This is a genomic window from Sandaracinus amylolyticus, assembly GCF_000737325.1.
Lineage (GTDB): Bacteria > Myxococcota_A > Polyangia > Polyangiales > Sandaracinaceae > Sandaracinus > Sandaracinus amylolyticus.
This window is the reverse complement of record NZ_CP011125.1, coordinates 493754-512977: the sequence shown is the minus strand read 5'-3', so window position 1 is coordinate 512977 and position 19224 is coordinate 493754. Positions and strand designations below refer to the sequence as shown.

16 protein-coding genes are annotated in these 19224 nt (G+C 72.6%); 9 read left to right on the top strand and 7 right to left on the bottom strand.

Going from position 1 to position 19224, the window contains the following annotated elements; all coding sequences use genetic code 11:
• Positions 1-23: 23 nt before the first annotated feature.
• Entirely contained in the window at positions 24-503 is a 480-nt protein-coding gene (locus DB32_RS02085) for a hypothetical protein (protein WP_053230735.1), read from the top strand.
• 3 nt (positions 504-506) lie between these two features.
• On the opposite strand, the gene DB32_RS02080 is transcribed toward DB32_RS02085, so the two are convergent.
• From DB32_RS02080 to DB32_RS02070, 3 genes are read right to left on the bottom strand one after another with little or no spacing between them, the layout of a single operon-like run.
• Positions 507-1640: a coiled-coil domain-containing protein gene (locus DB32_RS02080; protein ID WP_053230734.1), complete on the bottom strand. Its 1134-nt coding sequence runs from the start codon at positions 1638-1640 to the stop codon at positions 507-509.
• Entirely contained in the window at positions 1640-2131 is a 492-nt protein-coding gene (locus DB32_RS02075) for a hypothetical protein (RefSeq protein ID WP_053230733.1), read from the bottom strand. Before DB32_RS02075 ends, DB32_RS02080 begins: the two co-directional genes overlap by 1 nt.
• Positions 2124-2597: a hypothetical protein gene (locus tag DB32_RS02070; RefSeq protein ID WP_053230732.1), complete on the bottom strand. Its 474-nt coding sequence runs from the start codon at positions 2595-2597 to the stop codon at positions 2124-2126. The genes DB32_RS02075 and DB32_RS02070 overlap by 8 nt, the downstream gene beginning before the upstream one ends.
• 129 nt (positions 2598-2726) lie before the next feature.
• Here DB32_RS02070 and DB32_RS02065 point away from each other — a divergent pair, with 129 nt between their 5' ends.
• The 7 genes from DB32_RS02065 (at position 2727) to DB32_RS02035 (ending at position 11485) form a co-directional block, all read left to right on the top strand.
• Entirely contained in the window at positions 2727-4250 is a 1524-nt protein-coding gene (locus tag DB32_RS02065; RefSeq protein ID WP_053230731.1) for a hypothetical protein, read from the top strand.
• Positions 4247-5425: a hypothetical protein gene (locus DB32_RS02060; RefSeq protein WP_053230730.1), complete on the top strand. Its 1179-nt coding sequence runs from the start codon at positions 4247-4249 to the stop codon at positions 5423-5425. The genes DB32_RS02065 and DB32_RS02060 overlap by 4 nt, the downstream gene beginning before the upstream one ends.
• A gap of 4 nt (positions 5426-5429) precedes the next feature.
• Positions 5430-6608 (top strand): AAA family ATPase, encoded by a 1179-nt coding sequence (locus tag DB32_RS02055; RefSeq protein WP_053230729.1) that lies wholly within the window; start codon positions 5430-5432, stop codon positions 6606-6608.
• Positions 6609-6812: 204 nt separating this feature from the next.
• Positions 6813-8306 (top strand): vWA domain-containing protein, encoded by a 1494-nt coding sequence (locus DB32_RS02050; RefSeq protein WP_157068611.1) that lies wholly within the window; start codon positions 6813-6815, stop codon positions 8304-8306.
• Between the two features lie 3 nt (positions 8307-8309).
• Positions 8310-10112 carry a HEAT repeat domain-containing protein gene (locus DB32_RS02045; protein WP_053230727.1) on the top strand — a complete coding sequence of 601 codons (1803 nt, stop codon included), beginning with the start codon at positions 8310-8312 and terminating at the stop codon, positions 10110-10112.
• A 37-nt stretch (positions 10113-10149) separates the two neighbouring features.
• The gene (locus DB32_RS02040) at positions 10150-11004 is read left to right on the top strand and encodes an OmpA family protein (RefSeq protein WP_053230726.1); all 855 of its coding nucleotides are present in this window, start codon (positions 10150-10152) and stop codon (positions 11002-11004) included.
• 85 nt (positions 11005-11089) lie between these two features.
• Positions 11090-11485 (top strand): hypothetical protein, encoded by a 396-nt coding sequence (locus DB32_RS02035; RefSeq protein WP_053230725.1) that lies wholly within the window; start codon positions 11090-11092, stop codon positions 11483-11485.
• A gap of 133 nt (positions 11486-11618) precedes the next feature.
• Here the strand turns inward: DB32_RS02035 and DB32_RS02030 are convergent, their stop codons facing one another.
• Positions 11619-13703: an SH3 domain-containing protein gene (locus DB32_RS02030; RefSeq protein WP_053230724.1), complete on the bottom strand. Its 2085-nt coding sequence runs from the start codon at positions 13701-13703 to the stop codon at positions 11619-11621.
• A 34-nt stretch (positions 13704-13737) separates the two neighbouring features.
• Here DB32_RS02030 and DB32_RS02025 point away from each other — a divergent pair, with 34 nt between their 5' ends.
• The gene (locus DB32_RS02025; RefSeq protein ID WP_157068610.1) at positions 13738-14391 is read left to right on the top strand and encodes a hypothetical protein; all 654 of its coding nucleotides are present in this window, start codon (positions 13738-13740) and stop codon (positions 14389-14391) included.
• Here DB32_RS02025 and DB32_RS02020 read toward each other — a convergent pair whose 3' ends face one another.
• The 3 genes from DB32_RS02020 to DB32_RS48990 form a co-directional block, all read right to left on the bottom strand.
• Positions 14392-14874, bottom strand: a complete 483-nt coding sequence (locus DB32_RS02020; protein WP_053230722.1) for a hypothetical protein — start codon at positions 14872-14874, stop codon at positions 14392-14394.
• 303 nt (positions 14875-15177) lie between these two features.
• A complete protein-coding gene (locus DB32_RS02015; protein WP_053230721.1) occupies positions 15178-15708 on the bottom strand; it encodes a hypothetical protein in 531 nt (176 codons plus the stop codon).
• Positions 15709-15779: 71 nt separating this feature from the next.
• The gene (locus DB32_RS48990; protein WP_157068609.1) at positions 15780-19214 is read right to left on the bottom strand and encodes a pilus assembly protein; all 3435 of its coding nucleotides are present in this window, start codon (positions 19212-19214) and stop codon (positions 15780-15782) included.
• Positions 19215-19224 lie beyond the last annotated feature (10 nt).

Here is a 19224-nt window from a genome sequence, read left to right as displayed (position 1 = left end):
CGCGCTCGCGCTAGAGTGGCGCGATGTCGCGCACCGATCGCTTCGACGCGGCCGTCGTCACGTTCGCGGCGCTGGTGCTGCCGTTCACGGCGTGCTGGTTCGTCGAGCCACCCGGTTGGTTGCTCGCGGTCGGCACGGCGCCACTGGCGTTCCTCGCGCTCGTCGTCGTCACCGCGAGCGACACACGTCCCGCGCGTCGCGCGGCGTGGCTCGCGGTGTTGCTCGTCCTGCCAGCCGTCGCCGCGCCGCTCGCGTGCGGGATGTTGCCGGACGCGGTGCTGTGGCCGAGCACGCCGCACGGGCCGTACGGCATGTCGTGCATGTCGGGCCCGGGTGTCGCGTTAGGCGTCAGCGGCGCGGTCTGGACGCTCGCTCCACGGTTGGACCGCGTCGCGCTCGGTGCGGGGATTGCGATCTGGACGCTGGCGGCGCTCGCGCTGCTCGCGCTGGTGCCGATCGTCGTCGCGGAGCACAGCGGGTTCGTCACTGCGATGCCGTGGTGACGCTCAAGGCGTCGTCGTCTCGGTCGCCGGCGGCGCCGGCGCTTCGGCGTACGCCACGAGCACGAGGCGCAGTCGCTCTCCGTCGCCGGCGCGCGGCGCGCTCGGCTCGCGCCACACCACGCGATCCTCAGGCACGCCCGCCGCGATCAGCGCGCCGCGCGCCCACTCGCCGCGCTGTCGCGCCACGCGCGTCGCGGGATCGCCGGTGCCGCTCACGTCGACCTCGATCGCGACCGGTCCGTGCGGCAGCGCGCGCAGCACCTCCGCGGCCCGCGTGATGCGCGCGCTCGCGCCCGCGCTCGGCGTCGCGGTGCCGGCGCGGAACATCTCTTCGAGCTCGATCGCGAGCCCTCGCTCGAGCTGCACCGCGCGCAGTCTCGCGGTCTCGATCGCCTCGATCGCCGCGCCGATCTCCTCGCGCGCCGGAGCCGGACGCGATCGGCGCACCGCGCCCAGCAGCGCGCGCGCCTGCTCGTGCGCTTGCTCCGCGAGCTCGAGCGATTCCATCGGCGCGCTCTCGTTCGCGGAGCGCCGCGCGAGCTCCTCGACGCGCGCCAGCGCGCTCAGCTCGCCGCCCATCGCCGCCGCGGCCGACGCGAGCAGCCGCGCGCGCTCTCGGATCGCGAGCGCGGCGCGCCGCACCTGCGCGTCGTCGCCCACCGAGACGCGGCGACGGCGCGCCGGCTGGGCCTCGTCCTGCTGCGCGCGCTCCATCGCGCGCGCCAGCTCCTCACGCGCCGCGCGCGACGCCGCGAGCCTCGCGCTCTCCATGTCCAGTGCGCGCGCCGCGGCCTCGTCGCGCAGTGCCTGCTCCTCGAGCTCGATCGAGCGCTGCTCGATCTCCAGCCGCGCCGCGTCCGCCTGGGCGCGCTCGCGCTCGGTGAGCGCCGCCTCCGCGAGCAGCCGTGCGCGCGTCGCGTGATCCGCCGCCGCCTCGAGCTCGCCCGCGGCCTCCGCGCGCTCCACCTCCTCGAGCGCGTCACGCGCCGCCGCGACGAGATCGGGCGCGCTCTCGCGCGCTTCGTCGAGCCCGCTCGCGTCGAGCTCGCGCCGCACGTCGCTCGCCCGCCGCTGCCCACCTCCGCACCCGACACACGCGATCAGGACCACGGCGGCCCACGTGCTCGTGCTCGTCATCACTCTTCCCCGGCGCCCGCCGCGCCTTCGCTCGCCGGAGGCGGCGCATCCGCCGCGCGCTGCATCCGCGCGTGCTCCGCGCGCGCTCGCTCCAGCGCCTCGCGCGCCGCGGTCGCCCGCGCCTGCGCCTCGCCGAGCCGCGCCCGCGCCGCGTCGCGATCCGCCCGCGCACGCTGCGCCTCGATCCTCCGCTCGACCACGCGCAGCGCGGCATCCGCGATCGCCTCCGCGCGCGCCGCTGCGACCGGATCGCCCGCCGCGCGCCGTCGGTCCGCTTCGGTCAGCGCGCGCCGCGCCTGATCGAGCAGCTCGGTCGCGTTCGCCCGCTCCGCACGCTCTTCGAGCGCGGCGATGCGCGAGCGCAGCCCCGCGGCGGAGCCCGGCACCTCCTCGCGCGCGTCCTCCTGCTCGCCCTCGACGATCACGTCCTGCGCGCGCACCGTCGTCGCCGACAGCGCGAGCAGCAGGCTCACCACGAGGAGCTCACGCACGCTTCGTCTCGAGCGCGCGTGCCGCGTCGACGACGAGCTTGTCGAAGCTGCGCCACCACGTCGCCTTCGACGCGACCTGCGCGTGTCGCAGCTCCGACGCGCGCGCCATCAGCCACGTCGCACGATCCGCGGTCACCTCGAGGCGCGCGCGGAGCCGCGAGAGCAGCTCCGTCTCCTCGGGATCCTCGACCGCGTCGGCCATCGCCATCCACGCCGCGCACAGGTACACGAGCTCGCGATCGCGCTCGCGCAGCGGCCCCACCGCCAGCTCCTCGGGCGGCACCGGCCGGCGATCGGGCGACGTGAGATCCCCGTCGCCGGGCAGCACGAGCCCCATCGACATCGCCGCGGCCTGCGCCGCTTGGCGCTCCTCCGGCGCGAGCTCCCGATCGGCCCACGCCACCGACATCATCACCTCGAGAAGCACTCGACGTGCTTCGATCCCGATCGCGTCGATCGCGCCCATCCGCCTCTCCTCGTGGATGCGATCCTACCTCACCGCGCAATCGCGAGCGCCTCGATCGACGGGCTCTCGCTCCCCGCGCCGCGATGCTACGCTGCGAGTCCCCTTCGCGTCGGGCTCGAACCAACGAGAATGTCTGCCTACCTCGAGCGCGCCGCGCTCCACCAGACACGCTTCCGCACCCCCGGCGTCGCGCCCGACACGCGCGGCGTCGTGCTGGGTCAGAAGGGCGCGCTCCTCTTCCCGTCGCTCGATCGTGTCGTCGCGTTCTTCCGCGCGTACGGCGACGACGGCTCGATCGACGAGATCCTTCCGTCGCTCTCGATCCGCCGCGTGATCACACCGCTCCGCACGCGCGAGCTGCTCGTGATGCTCGCCGCGGAGTCGTCGTATCGGATGGATCGCGTCGCCGCGATCGCGCGTCTCGCGGGCGGCATGGTGTTCACCGGCACGTCGCGCCACTTCGTGAAGTACCGCGACGCCGCGTCGCCGCTCGGCTACGACGTCGCGGAGCTCTTCGATCAGCCCGCGGACGCGATCGTCTACTCCGACACCTTCCGTCAGGTCTACACGTTCGAGCGCGAGATCCCGTTCCGCGAGCTCGTGCTGAAGCTCGAGCCCCATCGCGCGCCGCCCGGCGAGAAGACGTCGCTCGCGCGACTGTGGTGCACCGCGGAGGTCGGCGTCGGGCACGCGCTCATCGGGTACCTGTTCCGGTGGCGCGTGCGGGCTCGCGTCGCGCTCGCGGAGTGGCCGAGCCAGAGCGCGTTCGACGACGCGCCGGTCCGCATGCACGTGCTCGAGCTCGAAGAGACGCCGGCGCGCGTGATCGCGCTCTTGCGCACGCTGCCCGGCGTGCACGTGTTCGAGCCGCTCGGCGCGACGTTCGGCGTGGAGCTCGGCTTCAAGCACCCGATCGCGCTCGAGAGCTGCCAGAGCCTCTTCGCGAACGCGGGGCTCACGCTCTTCCGCGGCGACGGGAAGGTCACGGTCGTCGATCCCACGCCGCCCTTCGTGCCGGTGCGCTCGCTCGTGCGCTCCACGCTGACGATGGAGAGCGCGCAGAACGTCGCGAGCGGCGCCGCGATCGATCAGGGCATGCGCCCGATGGCGCTCGATCTGCGGCTCGCGCCGACGAACGCGCCGTGGCGCAACGTCGTCGCGACCGTGGTGCCCGCGTCGCAGCGCGAGTGGCTCGCGAAGCTGCTCTACGTGCTGCCGCAGCGCACGCTCGAGTCGCTGCGCATCGCGGTCACCGAGCGCGCGTACTACCTGCTCGATCCCGCGGGCATCGAGGGCGTCCCGCTCGGCCGCTTCTACGGCGAGGTCGCGACCCGCATCTACGTGCCCGCGGGCATGACGCTGGTCCCCGCGATCGCCGCGTCGGTGCTCGAGGAGCTGGTGCGCGATCGCGGCGCGGGCCACGTCTTCTTCGAGCCCGACTCGCCGGCGCCGCACGTGATCGCGAACGAGGCGTTCGGACCGGTCTCGCGCCGCGTGCTGCGCGAGCTCTCGGGCCAGGTCGTGCACGCCGAGGCGCCCGATCGCGTCGATCCGCCGCTCCCGATGCTGCAGTACGGCCCCGAGACGCGGTTCCCGCTGTGGGGCGCCCCGGGCCGCGCCGAGACCGAGGCCGGAGAGAAGAAGAGCGAGTGACGGACGTCGCCAAGCTCCAGGCCGCGTACGACGCGCTCGTCGTGAAGTTCCTCGCGCCGCTGATGAGCGGCGACGTGGCGGAGCTCGGTCGGCCGGTCGCGCCCGGCGCGCTCGACTACTTCGCGCAGACGCGCTCGACCTCCGCCGAGGCCGAGTCGCGCATCTTCGATCAGCTCCATCGCCTCGGCTCCGAGATCGCGCCGCTCGAGACGGTCCCCTGGCCCTCGCGTGATCTCGTCGGGCTCGCGATGGTGCTGCACGATCTCCTCTTCCTCACCGATCCGTCGCTCGATCGCCTCTTCGCGCGTGGCGCGCGCGAGGTCGTGCTCGACTGGATCGATCGCCTGCTCGATCTCATCCAGCCGCCCGACACCCGCGGCGAGGCGCTCTCGCGACACGCGATGCTCACCGCGTTCTTCGCGACCCAGCGCCGCGACACCGTCGTTCGCAACTGGGCGTACACCTATCGCTTCTTCGGGCGCCCGGTGCCGGGGAACGTCACCGCGCTGCCGCGCCTCCGCTTCGTGCGCGAGGAGCACAACGTCATCGACGTGCTCCCGCTCTTCGCGAAGCTCGACGAGCTCGCGGGGCTCGGGCTCTCGCCGCGCCTCCGCGACGCGGTCGCGCGCTCACCGGTGACCGAGCTCGCGATGCCGGCGCGGTTCGCGCCACTGCGCTTCGGCATCGCGGGTCTTCGCGTGCTCGCCGATCCCGCGCTGCGCGGCGGCATCGCGCGACAGATCGCGGCGAGCGGCGAGTGGCAGAGCGCGAGCGCGCTCGGCGCCGCGCTCTTCGCGCCCGAGATGCTCTCCGCGACGCCGTCCTTGCTCGCGCCGGCGCTCCAGCTGCTCTTCGAGATCCACGTGACCTCGACGCTCGACGCGCGCGTCGAGACGCGCATCCCGAGCGCGCTCGATCCCCACGCGCTGCGCTACGCCGCGGTGCTGCCCGCGTGGCTCGAGGACTCGCTCGCGATCGACGAGATCCGCGCGCTCGACGACGGTGATCGCGCCGTGCTCCAGCGCCGCGCCGAGCAGCTCCGGCGCGCGATCCCGCGCGCCCAGATCGACGAGGTCGCCGCGCTCGTGACGCGCGCGCGCACCATCCTCCACGCCCCCCAGAGCGGAACGATGGCCGCCGCGCGCGCCGCGCGCGTGGCGTCCGGATCGAGGTGAGCCCGTGAGCCTTCCCCAGAACCAGGTCGTCCAGCGGCTCTCGAACGTCGCGCGCGCGCTCGAGTCCACGTTCCTCGGCAAGAGCGAGACGGTGCGCCTGATGCTCGTCGCCGCGGTCGCGGGCGAGCACATGCTGCTCGTCGGCCCGCCGGGCACCGCGAAGAGCGCGATCGTGCGGATGTTCGCGAAGCTCGTCGACGCGCGGTACTTCGAGTACCTGCTCACGCGCTTCACCGAGCCCAACGAGATCTTCGGCCCGATCGACATCCAGGCGTTCCGCTCGGGCAGCTACCAGCGGCGCATGGAGGGCATGCTGCCGACCGGCGAGATCGTCTTCCTCGACGAGGTCTTCAAGGCGAACAGCGCGATCCTCAACTCGCTGCTCAGCGTGCTCAACGAGCGCGTCTACACGGTCGGCGGGAGCGTCGTGAAGGTGCCGCTCGTGAGCGCGTTCGGCGCGAGCAACGAGGTGCCGAACGACGACGACCTGATGGCGGTGTTCGATCGATTCCTCATCCGCCTGAAGAGCGACAACCTCGACAGCTATCACTTCCAGGATCTGCTGGTGCGCGGCCTCGCCCACGAAGCCGCGAAGATCACCGGCGAGTACGACCGGCTGCAGCCGCAGCTCTCGGCGAACGATCTGCGCACGCTGCATCTCTCGTTCGGCGATCGCATGCGGCGCATCCCCGAGCAGTTCCTCGCGCAGTACAAGGGCCTGATCTTCCAGATCCGCGCCGAGGGCGTGAGCGTGAGCGATCGCCGCGCGGTGAAGATGCTCAAGCTCTTCTGCGCGAGCTCGCTGCTCGATGGTCGCGCGACGCCGGACCCGAGCGACTTCTTCTTGCTCAAGCACATCTGGAACAACCTCGATCAGAGCGAGATCCTCGACGGCATCGTCGGCCCGGTGCTCGAGCAGTGGTACCGCGAGCACCCCGAGGCGCGCCGCGTGAGCGCGACCGACGTCGGCGTCGACGCGCTGATCGCGGAGATCAATCGGATCCGCGACCTGCTCACCGGCGATCGCCCGCTGAGCGACATCCAGCTCTTCTCGCAGCTCAAGGCGCTCCAGGAGATCAAAGCCGCGCTCCAGGCGATCGGCACCAAGCCCTCGCAGGACGCCCTCGCCCGAGTCGATCAGCTCCTCGGGCACGTCTATCAGTCCGGCAAGTTCAGCCAGTGAAGAGAGGAATCAACCACAGAGGGCCACAGAGGGCCGCAGAGGAGAAACATCTCTCCTCCGATCTCTGTGGCCCTCCGCGGCCCTCTGCGGTGAATTCTCTCCTCCGAGTCAGCGGTTCGTGATCCAGTGACCATTCCGCTTTCCAGTGAGCAGTCGCGCGAGATCGGCGGTCTCCTCCTGTCCGCAGCACAGGTGGAGAATCCGATGCAGATCCTTCGCGCCGCCCACTGGCGGAACGCGCTCGCGAAGGTGGGCTTGCCCGTTCCGTTCTGGGTCGTGCACGACCTCGGCACGCTCCTCATCGGCGCGCCCGACGCGATCGGCGCGCGCGCCGGGCTCACCGCGATCCAGGTCCCGCCCTCGGTGCGCCAGGCCCACGAGGCGTGGATCGAGACCCTCGAGGAGCTCGGCAACACCGAGGTCGCCGAGCGCTCGCGCGCCTGGCGCCTCGGCGACGACCTCGTCTCCGTCATCCTCCTGCGCGTGCTCGGCCCGATCTACGAGCGACACCTCGGCCCCGGCCGTCGCCCCATCGGCGTGCCGCTCCCGCTCGATCCCGAGGTCTACACGAACCTCGGACCGCGCCTGAACGGCCTCTTCTCCAACGCCGATCGCAACCCCGACGTGCAGTTCCTCTCGCACCTCGCGCGCGAGCGGCTGCGCCTCGTGACCTCGTTCGAGCAGATCGACCTCGACACGCTGCGCCTGCTCGGGATGATGGGCGCCGAGGCGAGCGCCGCGAGCGCGTTCGGCATGCTCGATCTCCTCGACGTGCTCGGCAGCCCCGAGGCGAACGACGTCGTGAACTTCTCGCTCGATCTCCTCCCGAGCGTGCTCGAGACGCGACGCGCGACCGGCGTGCAGACGTTCTCGGTCGACGGCTACGCCGGCCTCGAGCGCCGCGGCACCATCGACTCGCTGATGCTCGGCGAGCTCGCGTTCGACGAGGACCTCTTCGATCAGCGCTTCGTCGAGAACGAGGTCTTCTACTACGCGCGCGAGAAGCAGCGCGAAGAGGAGCGCCGCCTCCACTACATCGTGTGCGACGCCACCGCGTCGATGCGCGGCCAGCGCGCCGTGTTCGCGCGCGGGCTCGCGCTCACGCTCGTGAAGAAGCTCCTCCTGCGCGGCGAGGACGTCTACTTCCGCTTCTTCGACTCGCGCCTCTACGAGGTACAGCACGCTCGTGCGAAGAGGCGCAACGAAGCGGGCGTCGACGTGCCCTACGTCCTCAGCTTCAAGGGCGAGCACGGCCGCAACTACGCGAAGGTCTTCGCGCTGCTCGCGAACGATCTCGCGCGCGTCGCCAAGCGCGAGAAGAAGACGCCGATCCTCTACCTCCTCACGCACGCCGAGTGTCACGTCCCGATCGAGACGATCGAGCGGCTGCGCGACGTCGCGATGCTCTACGGCATCTTCATGCTCCCCTCGACCGGCAAGCTCGACCTCGAGTACCTACCGCGCCTGCACACCGTGCAGGTCGTCGACGAGGCCGCGCTCACCCAGCGCGAGGCGCGCGCCGATCGCGCGCTCGCGATCATCGACGACGCCGCGGGCGAGGCGCGCACCAGCATGCCGCCAGGCCGCAAGTCGCTGATGCCCTCCGCGCCTTCCGAGTCGGGGGCCAAGCAGGCGAAGGACGATCTCGCGAAGGCGGAGGCCGAGCTCGACGCGTACCTGCGCGGGGGAGGCGCCTGATCGATGGGCGTCGGCGGCATCGACAAGCGCCAGGTCGAGCGCGACGCGAACGAGCTCGTGCGCGCCGGTCGCTGGGAGGACGCGCTCGGCAAGCTCTGGCTCCTCGTCGATCGCTCGCACGTGATCGACGACGAGTTCCGCACCTACCTGCGCACGATGGCGAGCTGCTACGAGCAGCTCGGCCGCAAGCGCGCGGCGGGCGCGGCCTGGCTCTTCCTCGGCGACCTCGCGCGCGCGACCGCGCTCGCACAGAGCGTCCCGCTCGACCTCGCGCGCTGCGCCGTCACCGCGCGCGACCACGCGCAGGCCGCGCGCTGGTTCGAGTCCGCGGGCTGGCTCGGTCACGCCGCGATCCAGCTCGAGCTCGCGAAGAACGATCGCGGCGCGCGCGTCCTCTGGGAGCGCCTGGCCGACGACACGCGCCTGCGCGACGACCCGTACACGCAGGGCCTCGTCCGCTTCAACCTCGGGCGTGCTTGCGCGCGCCTCGGCGACCACGATCCCGCGCGTCGCCAGCAAGTCGCCGCGATGCACCTGCTCACCGCCGCGGCCGACGGCTTCGAGCGCCAGGGCCTGCGCGAGCGCGCGTTCGACTGCTACGGCGTGCTGCTCACGATCGGGCGCGAGGGCAGCTTCGAGAACCTCGCCGAGGGCTACCTCAACTGCGTGCGCATCCTGCGCGAGGACGGCCTCAAGTACTACGTCCTGCAGTACTACGAGGACTTCCAGCAGCTCGCGCTCCAGCGCCGCGAGCTCCACGCGGCGGCGACGCTCTATCGCGAGGCGGCGGAGTTCGCGCGCCGACAGAGCATGCCCTACGCGCGCTTCTATCGCGCCAAGGGCGGCGAGACCCACATGATGGCGGCGGAGCGCGCGATCGAGAGCGGCGCCTCCGCGGAGCTCGCCGAGAACAGCTACGCCGCCGCGATCGACGCGTACAACGAGCTCGGCCTCTACTCGCGCGTGCGCGAGATCTACTCGAAGCTCGCGGCGCTCCCGCTCTCCGACAAGCGCCGCGCGCGCTACGCGCGCCTCGCGCAGCGCCTCAAGGGCATGGCGGACGACGAGACGCCGATGCCGTCGTTCCCCGACTACCTGCGGATGGACACCGCGTACCCCGAGATCTGGCGGCTCGACGTGATCGAGTGGGAGCAGGCCGGAGATCCCGCCGAGACGATGGCGGAGGTGGTGCAGGACGACAAGTGGCCCGACTTCACGCGGCGGCGCGCGCTCTTGTGTCGTCTCGCGCAGCTCGGCTCGCCCGACTCCGGCGCCGCCGCGCTGCGCCCGCAGACGCTCTCGGTGCTCGCGAGCCACCTCGGGCGCGTCGAGATCTACGCCGCGCTCGCGCCGCTCGAGAAGATGCTGGTGCACGAGGACGCGCGGGTGCGCGCCGCGGTGATGCGCGCGGTGCGTCAGCTCTTCTTCAAGCGCTCGTTCGTGTCGATCATCAAGGGCCTCGCCGACGAGGACGCGAGCGTGCGCCGCGAGGCGCTCGCCGCGGTGCAGAGCCTGCACTTCGGGCACGCGTTCGATCCGCTCTCGCGCATCTACCGCGACGCGCAGGACGTCGAGACGCGGCGCGCTGCGCTGGCGTCGATCGGCAAGATCCCGAGCATCGAGGCCGCGGAGCTCCTCATCGACGTCGTGCGCCACGGAGAGCGCCACGAGAAGGACATCGCGCGCGATCTCCTGGTGCGCGCCGATCATCCCGACGTCGGCGCGCTCCTGCGCAAGGCGCACGCGGCGGAGACGGGACCCGCGCGCTCGGATCTCGAGCGCGTGCTCCGAGCCCGGGGCGGATAGCGCGCCGCGCGATGGGCGCGTGGTAGCCTCGCGCCCCATGTCGCTTCGTCGCGCTCCGCTCCCGCTCGTCGTGCTCCTCCTGATCGGCTGCGGCGGATCGGGCGGGTCGACCAGCTCCGAATCGTCCTCGAGCAGCTCGGGCTCCGAGCGCCCCGCGAGCGACGAGTTCCAGCTCTCGAGCTCCGACGACGCGGGGCAGGCGCGCGGCGATCACCCCTCGCAGATCACCGCGACCGCCACCGAGGCCGCGATGCGCCTCTTCGTCGTCGATCCCGACGTCGGCCCGATCCCCGGGATCGTCGTCAAGCTGACCGGCGCCGACGGGCGCGCGTTCTACACCGGAGAGACCGACTCCGCCGGATACGCCGAGGTGCTCGTCCCGACCGGCCAGCGCTACGAGCTCGAGTACCTGAGCCTCGGCCGCCGGACCACGAGCGCGCGCGTCGAGGTCCCGACCGGCCCGCGCCAGGACATCCGCCTCACCCTGCGCTACCGCCGGCACCGCCGCACGGCGCCGGCCGCCGCATCGACCACGACCGCGGCGGCGCCCGAGCAGGAGCGGCTCGTCCTCGAAGACGTCCTCTTCGAGAGCAACAGCGCGACGATCACCCCCGACTCGTTCCCGCGCCTCGATCGCGTCGTCGAGTACCTGGTGCACCGGCCGAGCGCGCGGCTGCGGATCTCGGGGCACACCGACAACCTCGGCGACCCGCGCCGCAACCTCCGGCTCTCCGAGCAGCGCGCCCAGGCGGTCCGCGACTACCTCGTGCAGCACGGCATCGACGCGGGGCGCGTCGAGGCCATCGGCGTCGGCGACGCCGAGCCGGTCGCGCCGAACGACACCGAGGAAGGCCGCGCGCAGAACCGCCGCATCGAGGTCGTCGAGCTCTGATCGAGCGCGCTCCGGGCGCAGCTCACTGCGCGTGTGGGTGACGGGGTTCGTCGCGCCGCTCTGATCGGAGCCAGGAGTCGATCTCGTGAAGCTCGTTTGTCCGTGCGGGGCCATCATCGTCGATCAGACCGACGACCTCCCTTACCGAGCCGACATCATTCCCCACCAGGACTGGGAGCCGCTCTGGGGTGAGCTGCACCGCACGCTCCGGGCGCTCGTCGCGGCGACGGTCGCGGGCACCCGCGAGGAGTGGATCCGCGGGACCATGGGCCCCGGCTACCCGCTCCATCCGAGCGCGGAGGATGTCGTCTCCGACCTCCTCGGAGCCCTGCGCACGGAGCTGACGCGCCACGCCTACCAGTGCGAAGAGTGCGGCCGACTGCTCGTCCAGGACCCGGCCGATCTTCGACGGTTCCACAGCTTCGCGCCCGAGGGCGACGGGTCCGCGAGCCTTCTGGCGAGCCGGCGCCCGCGCGACTGAGCGAGCCCGCGCGCCGGATCTCCTGCGTCCTCGACAGATGCGGAGCGCGGCGCCGCCCCCTCACGACGCCGCGTCGTGAATCGTCCACGTGCACGTGCCACGTGCTCGTGCACGGCCGTTCCGTCGCTCGCGATCACTCGCACGTCCGCACGATCGCGCGATCCCACACCCATCCCGCGATCGGCGCCGTGATCCGCGACCACCGCCCGCGCGTCTCCGCGATCGTCACCTCGCCACCGACCTCCACCGTCCCCGTCACCGGCGCCTGCGCGCCCGGCGACGCGCGCACGTTGAGCGCGCTCTCGTCGTCGACGTAGCCGCGCAGACACGGCGGCCTCCGCGTCACCGCCGCCCCTGCCATCGCCGCGATCAGCCGCTCCCGCTCGGCGCGATCCTCGGTCGTGATCATCACCATGCACGCGCCCTCGCGGCACCCGAGGTCCGCAGTCCACACCGTGCCGTCTCTCCCGCGACGCTCGATCAGCGCGAGCCGTTCCTCGCCGAGCCGCAGCGTCGCGCGCCCGCGCAGTCGCGGCCCCACGTTCTCCACCGACGCGCCCTCCGACGCGCCGGAGTCCTCGAACGTCAGCTGCGCGAACGGCGCACGCACGTGCGTCGCGGTCACGCTCCAGCCGCCGTGGAACGGGTCGTCCCATCGGTCGAGCACGTAGCCCTCGGGCAGCGTGATCGCGATCTCGCGCTCCGCCATCGACACCTCGAGCGTGCGCGCAGTCGCGATCGGCGCACCGCGCTCGAAGCGCCGCGCGAGCTCGCGCAGCGCCGCGTCGTCCTCGGCGACGCACCGCTCGTCGCGCACGCAGTAGAGCTCGACGACCAGCGCCGTGCCCTCGCGCTCGCCGATCACCAGCACGCCCGCGATCCAGCGATCCCCGTCGCGCGCGAACCCCTGGCTCGGCACCACCCGCGCGATCTCCAGCGCGGGATCGCTCGCCTCGAGCGGCTCGAGACGCGCATCGGTCGGATGCCACCCCGCCTCGCGCGCCGCGGCGACTGGATCCTCGCCGGGACGCAGCGTGTCGGCGACGTCGAGGTGCAGCAGCACCTCCTCGCCCTCGGCGGTACCGAAGCGCAGGTGGTGATCGTGGTGATCGTCGGGCCCATTGCCGGCCTCGTTCACGTGCCACGCGTCGTCGATGCGCCCGCTCGCGAGCCGCACCACCAGCCGTCCTCCCGCGAGCGCGTGCCGCTCCTCGATCGCCGGCGCGGGCTCGGTGGTCGCACGTGCGATCGCGTTGATCAGCGCATCGCGCACCGACTCGTCGGCGAAGTACGCCATGCACACGAACGGCTCGCAGGGCACCCTCGCTTCGCGCGGCTCGCCCTCCCCCACGTCGCGCGATCCGGGATCGAGCGTCCACACCTCGTCCTCGTCCGCGTCGACGCGCATCGCCAGCTCGAGCACCAACGCACCGGTGTCGAGCGAGACCAGCCGCGTCACGACCTCCGGCTCGTATGGCGCGGGGCGCGGCGGCAGCGCGACGATCGATCGCGGCAGCGCCACTCGCACCACGCGATCGGTGCTCGCTCCGTCGGGCAGCCGCAGCGTCCACGTGCTCTCGCGCGACAGCCGCGGTCCTCGCCGCAGCGCGCCCGCGATCTCGTGCGCGATGCGCGGGTGATCGTCGGCCGCGCACGCCGCGCTCTCTTCGCACGCGAGCGCGACGTTCACCATCGTGCCCTCGCGCACCGCGACCACCAGCTGCGCCATCACCTCGGCGCGGTGCTCGTCGTAGAGCGCGCGCTCAGGTCCCTCGGAGCGATCGCGCATGCGTCGCCGATCGAGCACCGCCGCGATCTCGAGGTCGGGATCGCCCGACTCGATCGCCCGCGCGCCGCGCAGCGCGCTCTCGACCCCGAGCGTCGACGGACGCAGCGAGTCCCACGCGATCACGTGCAGCGAGTACGTGCCCGCGTCGGTCGTGCGCGTCACCACGTGATCGCTCGCCGCGTCGGGCCCGCCCGGGCTCACCCCGAAGCGCCCCGCGAGCGTCCACGCGCCGGGCGCGATCCCGTCGAGCGCCAGCCCGAGCCGCCCTCCGGCCAGCTGCGCGCCCGGCGCCGGCGGCTCCTCGCGCGTCGCGGGTGGCGCCTCGTCCGCGACCCGCGCGATCGACGCCACCGGCGTGCTCGCGCTCGGCACCGCGGGTCCGCCACAGCCCACCACGAGCCCCATCGCGATCGCGAGCGACGCACGCATGCCGCGAGTATGCCGGCCGTGGCAGAGTGCGCCCGTGCTCGGCCGTACCGCGCTCCTCGCGAGCCTCGTCGCGCTCTCGCTCTCCGCGCTCGTCACCCACGCCCAGCCCGCGCTCCGCGTGTTCCCGCTGCGCGTCCAGATCGCGCGCGACGCCGACGGGAGCAGCGCGCCGATCACCGACGACGCCTGGCTCTCGGCGCAGGTCGCGAGCGCGAACGAGATCTTCGCGCCCCACGGCGTCGGATTCGTCGTCGACTCGCGCGCGACGCTGCCCGACGCGCACGCCCGGCTCGAGACGCGCGCCGATCGTCATGCGCTCGGCGCGCGCCTCGATCCTTCGCGCATCGACTGGTTCGTCGTGCGCTCGCTGCGCGACGTCGACGACCCGTCGCAGATGCGCCGCGGCGTGCACTGGCGCCCGGCGGGACGACCGGGCGCGCACTTCGTGATCGTCTCCGCGATCTCGGGGCCGACCGTGCTCGCGCACGAGCTCGGGCACTACTTCGGCAACCCGCACTCGAGCACGCCCGGCAACATCATGAGCTACGAGCGCGGCGACGTTCCGCCGTTCTTCGACGCTCCGCAGTCGCGCCGCATCGCCCGCTTCGCCTCGCGCTTCGCGCGCGAGCGCGCGCCCGCGCCGATCGATCGCGACGCGAGCGACGCGCTGCCGCCCGAGACGCGCTGATCACTCCTCCTTGGGCTGCTCGGGCGCGGACTTCGCGGTCAGCGCATCGCTGAGGAACGCGAAGCGCTCGGCGAGCGCGCCGTCGCGCCGCGCGAAGAGCTTCACCGCCGCGTTCACGTCGAGCACCGCGCGCCACGCGTCGTGCTCGGCGCGCAGCCTCGCGTCGTACGACGCGCCGAGCTTGCGCTCGAGCGCCGCGCGGAGCTCGGCTTCCTTCTTCTTCGCGCGCTCGGCGTCTCGCAGGAGCTTCGTGAGCTTCGCCGGCGAGAGCCCCGGGACCTTGAGCGCGGTGTCGTTCGACCACTTCCGCACGACCTCCTCGATGAGATCGTCGTAGCCGTCGTGCGCCTTCACGAGCTTCCGTCGCTCTTCGGCGGTCATCAGCGGCGTCTCCGCGCGCGATCGCGTGCGCTTCACCGACTTCTTCGCCGACTTGGCAGTCTTCTTCGCCGACTTCTTCTTCGAGCTCTTCTTCGTCGCCATGATCGCCTCCCCAGACCACGCGATTCCTCGGCCAATTCGGGCCTTCGCACAAGCCCTCACCATCGTTGGGCATCGCGGTGGTCGACGGACCACCGCGCGGTGGTCTGCAGACCACCGACCCGCTCGTCGCTCCACCAGCGCGTGGTGGTCGGGCGACGAGCGCACGCTGGTCCGTCCATCGGCGCGCGGAGGTGCAGCGCCCGGCGCGAGCACGTCGCGCGACGCGCGCGCGCTCGTCCGCCCACCGGCGCGCGGAGGTGCGGGGCCCCGCGCGAGCCCGCGCGCGACCTGCGCGAGGTGGATTCAGTCCGCCTGTCGCCAGGCCTCACGGGCCTCGCGCAGCGTCTCTTCTTCGGGCGGCGCGCTGAGCGGCGCGGGCGCGCGCTCGACGATCTCCACCCGCGTCGCCATGCCCGACGCCGGCTCGATCGTCACGTCGAGGCGCACCTCGCCGCCGCGCACGTCGCGCGGCACCGCGTCGACGTAGGTCGCGCGGCCGCTCGGGCGCGCGTCGACCTGACCGGTCACGAGCCGCGGCCCGAAGTAGCGCTGCACCTTCGCGAGCGGCACGTCGCTGCCGTACACGTGGCGTCGCTCGCGCGAGCTCAGCGGCCGGAGCCCGCGCGGCAGCCGCAGCCCCGCGACGACCTCGTCCGACTCGAGCAGCTCCCCGTCCGCTCCGTAGATCGGCTCGGGCGCGGGGCGCGGCTCGGGACGCGGCACCACCGGCGCGGGCGCGACCTCCTCGGAGACCACCGGCGCATCGGGCTCGTCACCGCACCCGATCACCACGAGCCCGATCACGATCCCGAGCGCCGCTCTCGTCACGTGCACGACCGCGAGTATACGCAGCGACGAGAGCCGGAGAGTTTCCGAGGACGAGCGCGCGTCGTCTCTTCAGCAGATCACTGATCGGCCTGCGCCGCCCACGAGTACACGCGGGTGTACGCGGCGGGCGCGGGCAGCCCCTGCGAGAACGTGCGCACCGACGACGAGCCCGCCCCGGGCGCGCCGCTGCCGCCGCTGATCTGCGCCGTCAGCCGGAACTCACCGGGGTTCGAGCTGGTCACGCGATAGCGAGCGCCGACGTACGGGTCGAACACGTCCTCGCCCGTCGAGCACGTGATCTGCTGCTGCACCTGCACGCCCATCACGATCTGGTTGAGGTAGGGCCCGATGAAGTGCGCGACCTCGGGGCTGCCCTCGGCGACGGGGATGCGCTGCAGCGGGAAGCGATCGGTCACGACCGCGGTGTAGCCGGTGGGCGGCGTGCCGCCGCCGCGCAGGTACTCGACGCCCCAGATGCGGCTCTGGCCGTACTGGCACGCGTCGCTACCCGAGCTCGACTCGAACGAGCCGAAGTAGACGACTCCGTCGTAGAGGTCGAGCGGGCCCGTCACCTGCTCGCCCTGGCGCAGTCGGATCTCCCAGTTGAGCGAGGTCGTCGTGCTGTTGGTCGAGTAGTCGATGTGCTCGGTCAGCGAGACGACGCGGTTGAACGCGGTCGTGTCGAGCTGATCGATGTCGCCCGTCGCCTGGATCACGACGACGTTGCCCTGCGCGTCGGTGGTGATCACCGGCGGCTCGTACGCGGGCTGGCCGGTCGTCGCGCCGCCGTCCCAGAAGATGTCGTGGAACGGCGTGGCCCTCCACTCGCTGGTGCGACGGCTCGAGAAGTCGATCCGCCACATCACGCCGTCGTCGTCGGTGAGGAACGCGCGCGTCGCGATGGTGCCGGTGTCGCCGGTGAAGAGCGAGATGCCGCCGGTGATCGGCGCGTTGAACGTGCGGTAGTCGAACGAGAAGAGCGTCTCGCCGGTGACGACGTCGACCCAGTGCAGGTTGCGCCCGATGCGGCCCCAGCACTTCTGGCGCGAGCGCGCGTTGAGGGTGCCCTGGGTGACCGGCGGCTGGCCGACGCCCTGCGCGGGGCAGCCGACCGGACCAGTGGTGCGCACCGCGTCGAGATCGAGATCGCCGCGACCGCCGGGCAGCAGCGCGACCGCGCGCTCCTGCAGCACGCCGCCGACCTCGACGAGCACCTGACCGATCGCCGGGCGCGCGTAGGTGCCGCCCATGTACTGGTCGGTGAACTGCCAGAGGAACGTGGGCTGGAGCGGGTTCGTGACGTCGAGCGCGAAGTAGCTGTTGCCGCCGCCGCGCAGGCCCATGACGAGCACGGTGCGGTACGCCGCGGGGCTCGTGGGATCGTCGGTCGGGAGCTGACCGGGCGTGCGCATGTAGAAGACGTCGCGGACGACCGGCACGCCGTCGAGCAGCACCTGGTGCGAGGCGGTCGCGGCCGAGAGGCGCGGCACGACCGCGGGCGGGACGAAGCCCCAGATCTCTTCGCCGGCGGCGATGGTGCGGCTGCCGCCGCCGGACACGTCGACCCGGATCTGCTCGGCCGCGAACGCGTGGAGCACGCCGTCGTTGGTGCCGACGTAGACGACGGTCGGGCGGGCCGCGACGTCGGCGCGGCGGCGGAAGAGGTTGTACGACTCGTCGGCGAGATCGGAGCGCGGCGGGCCCACCACGACCGGCGTCGAGTGGTAGATGTCGCCGAAGCGATTGCCGTCGCGCGCGGTGCCGGGGCGGCCGTGCACCCAGTGGATGATCGCGTCGCGCTGCGCGGTGAGCGTCGAGGTGCTCCCGCCGCTCAGGCCGAAGTGCTGCGGCGTGAGCGCGGGGTTCGTGGTGTCGAACGTCGTGAGCGCCTGACCGTCGATGAACGTGGGACGCGGAGGCGTGCCGCCGCCGCCGCCGCCGCCGCCGCCACCGCCGCCTCCACCGCCACCGCCGCCTCCACCGCCGCCACCACCGCCGCCACCGCCGCTGCCGAGGGGCGCGAGCGAGTCGCCGTCGCCGAGGATGACGCCGGTCATCTGCGCCGCGGTCGGCGTCGCGACGGTGAGCAGGCGCCGCGGCGAGGTCGACAGGTTCCGGCTGTTGAGGATCGTGTGGAAGCTGTCCTGCGACGGATCGAGCGTCTGCGCGCGCGGCTGGTTGTCGTCGCCGCACACGATGCGGGTGCGATCGAGCACGCCGCTCCACGGCTGCCCCGCGGTGGTCGGGACGCGGAAGCCCGACGTGAACTGGAACTGCGCCTCCTGCCCGGTGCTGCCCGACGTGGTGCCGCTCGCGCTCGTGCCGAACGACGGCGAGGTGCGCGTCGTGGTGCCGGGCGCCGCGCGATCGAGCGCCGCGCCGAGCGCCTCGCGCAGCCTCTCCTCGGGCGTGCGCCCCGACCCGTCGACCGCGCCGCTGCCGACGATGTACGCCTCTTCGGTGCCACCGAGGCGCGCGATGTCGTGGAGGTCCTGCTGCGCGATCGCGTCGTCGACGTTGAAGCCGATGACGAAGACGCCGTCGATGTCGCCGGTGCACTCGCTGCCGTCCCACTCGCAGAGCGTCGCGGCGGCGTTCTCGGCGATCGGGTACGGGCACTCGTGGCCCGCGGTGTCGCAGCCCATCGCGCGGTAGGGATCGTTGGGCTGTCCGTCGGTGAGCAGGATCGCGTAGCGCTCGCGGCACCCGGCGTAGGGATCGCCGGTCGCGCCGACCACCGGGGCCACGTCGGGGTGGTGGTCGAGGTAGTACTGCAGGTCGGTCAGCATCGCCGCGGTGGGCGTGCCGCCGTAGGGGCGGATCGAGAGCAGCTGCGACTGGATCGTCTGGTTGATCACGGACGCGCTGTCGGCGTCGGTGCCCACCGAGACGAGCGCGCCGTACGACGCGCTCGGGTTGCGCGCGCCACCGTCGACCATGAAGCGATCGGTGCAGCCGGGGAACGTCAGCGCGCGCGCTTCGCCGTACGAGAAGTCGCCCGGCGTGCTCGAGTTCTCGCCGATCCGCGCGTTGAAGACCGACTGGCCGACCATCACCTCGTGCACGGTGGTGAGGCCGAAGTACGTGTCGAACGTCATCAGACCGAACTTCGCGCGATCGACGTACGCATCGAGCACGCCGTTCTGGATCTGCGTCGCGTAGCGCGGCTGGTGGAAGGGCAGCGCGTAGTACTGGTCGGGCGCGCCGGTGTACGCGGTGCGCGGCTGGGGCGAGCAGTAGAAGCCCTGGAAGCTGCCGGTGAGCGCCTCGAGCACCGTGGTCCAGCGGCTGCGCTCGTTGGTGCCGGTCGCGGTGCCGGAGCACGCGGGCAGCGTCCCCGAGGGCGCGCTCGTCTCGTACTCCATCGAGCCCGAGGTATCGACGAGCAGCATCACCATCGGCCGGATGTTGCGGATGTCGGGCGCGGTCTGGGCCGACGCGCGCGAGGCGCCGAGCACGCTCGCTGCGATCACGAGCGCCGTCGTCCATGCGGTGTGTTTGCCGTGCTGCATGCCCACCCTC

What these genes read in the sequence shown, in the direction of transcription:
- DB32_RS02085 (WP_053230735.1), top strand. Translation starts at nt 24, where the DNA reads ATGTCGCGCACCGATCGCTTCGACGCGGCCGTCGTCACGTTCGCGGCG.
- DB32_RS02080 (WP_053230734.1), bottom strand. Translation starts at nt 1,640, where the DNA reads ATGACGAGCACGAGCACGTGGGCCGCCGTGGTCCTGATCGCGTGTGTC.
- DB32_RS02070 (WP_053230732.1), bottom strand. Translation starts at nt 2,597, where the DNA reads ATGGGCGCGATCGACGCGATCGGGATCGAAGCACGTCGAGTGCTTCTC.
- DB32_RS02065 (WP_053230731.1), top strand. Translation starts at nt 2,727, where the DNA reads ATGTCTGCCTACCTCGAGCGCGCCGCGCTCCACCAGACACGCTTCCGC.
- DB32_RS02050 (WP_157068611.1), top strand. Translation starts at nt 6,813, where the DNA reads ATGCAGATCCTTCGCGCCGCCCACTGGCGGAACGCGCTCGCGAAGGTG.
- DB32_RS02045 (WP_053230727.1), top strand. Translation starts at nt 8,310, where the DNA reads ATGGGCGTCGGCGGCATCGACAAGCGCCAGGTCGAGCGCGACGCGAAC.
- DB32_RS02040 (WP_053230726.1), top strand. Translation starts at nt 10,150, where the DNA reads ATGTCGCTTCGTCGCGCTCCGCTCCCGCTCGTCGTGCTCCTCCTGATC.
- DB32_RS02030 (WP_053230724.1), bottom strand. Translation starts at nt 13,703, where the DNA reads ATGCGTGCGTCGCTCGCGATCGCGATGGGGCTCGTGGTGGGCTGTGGC.
- DB32_RS02020 (WP_053230722.1), bottom strand. Translation starts at nt 14,874, where the DNA reads ATGGCGACGAAGAAGAGCTCGAAGAAGAAGTCGGCGAAGAAGACTGCC.
- DB32_RS48990 (WP_157068609.1), bottom strand. Translation starts at nt 19,214, where the DNA reads ATGCAGCACGGCAAACACACCGCATGGACGACGGCGCTCGTGATCGCA.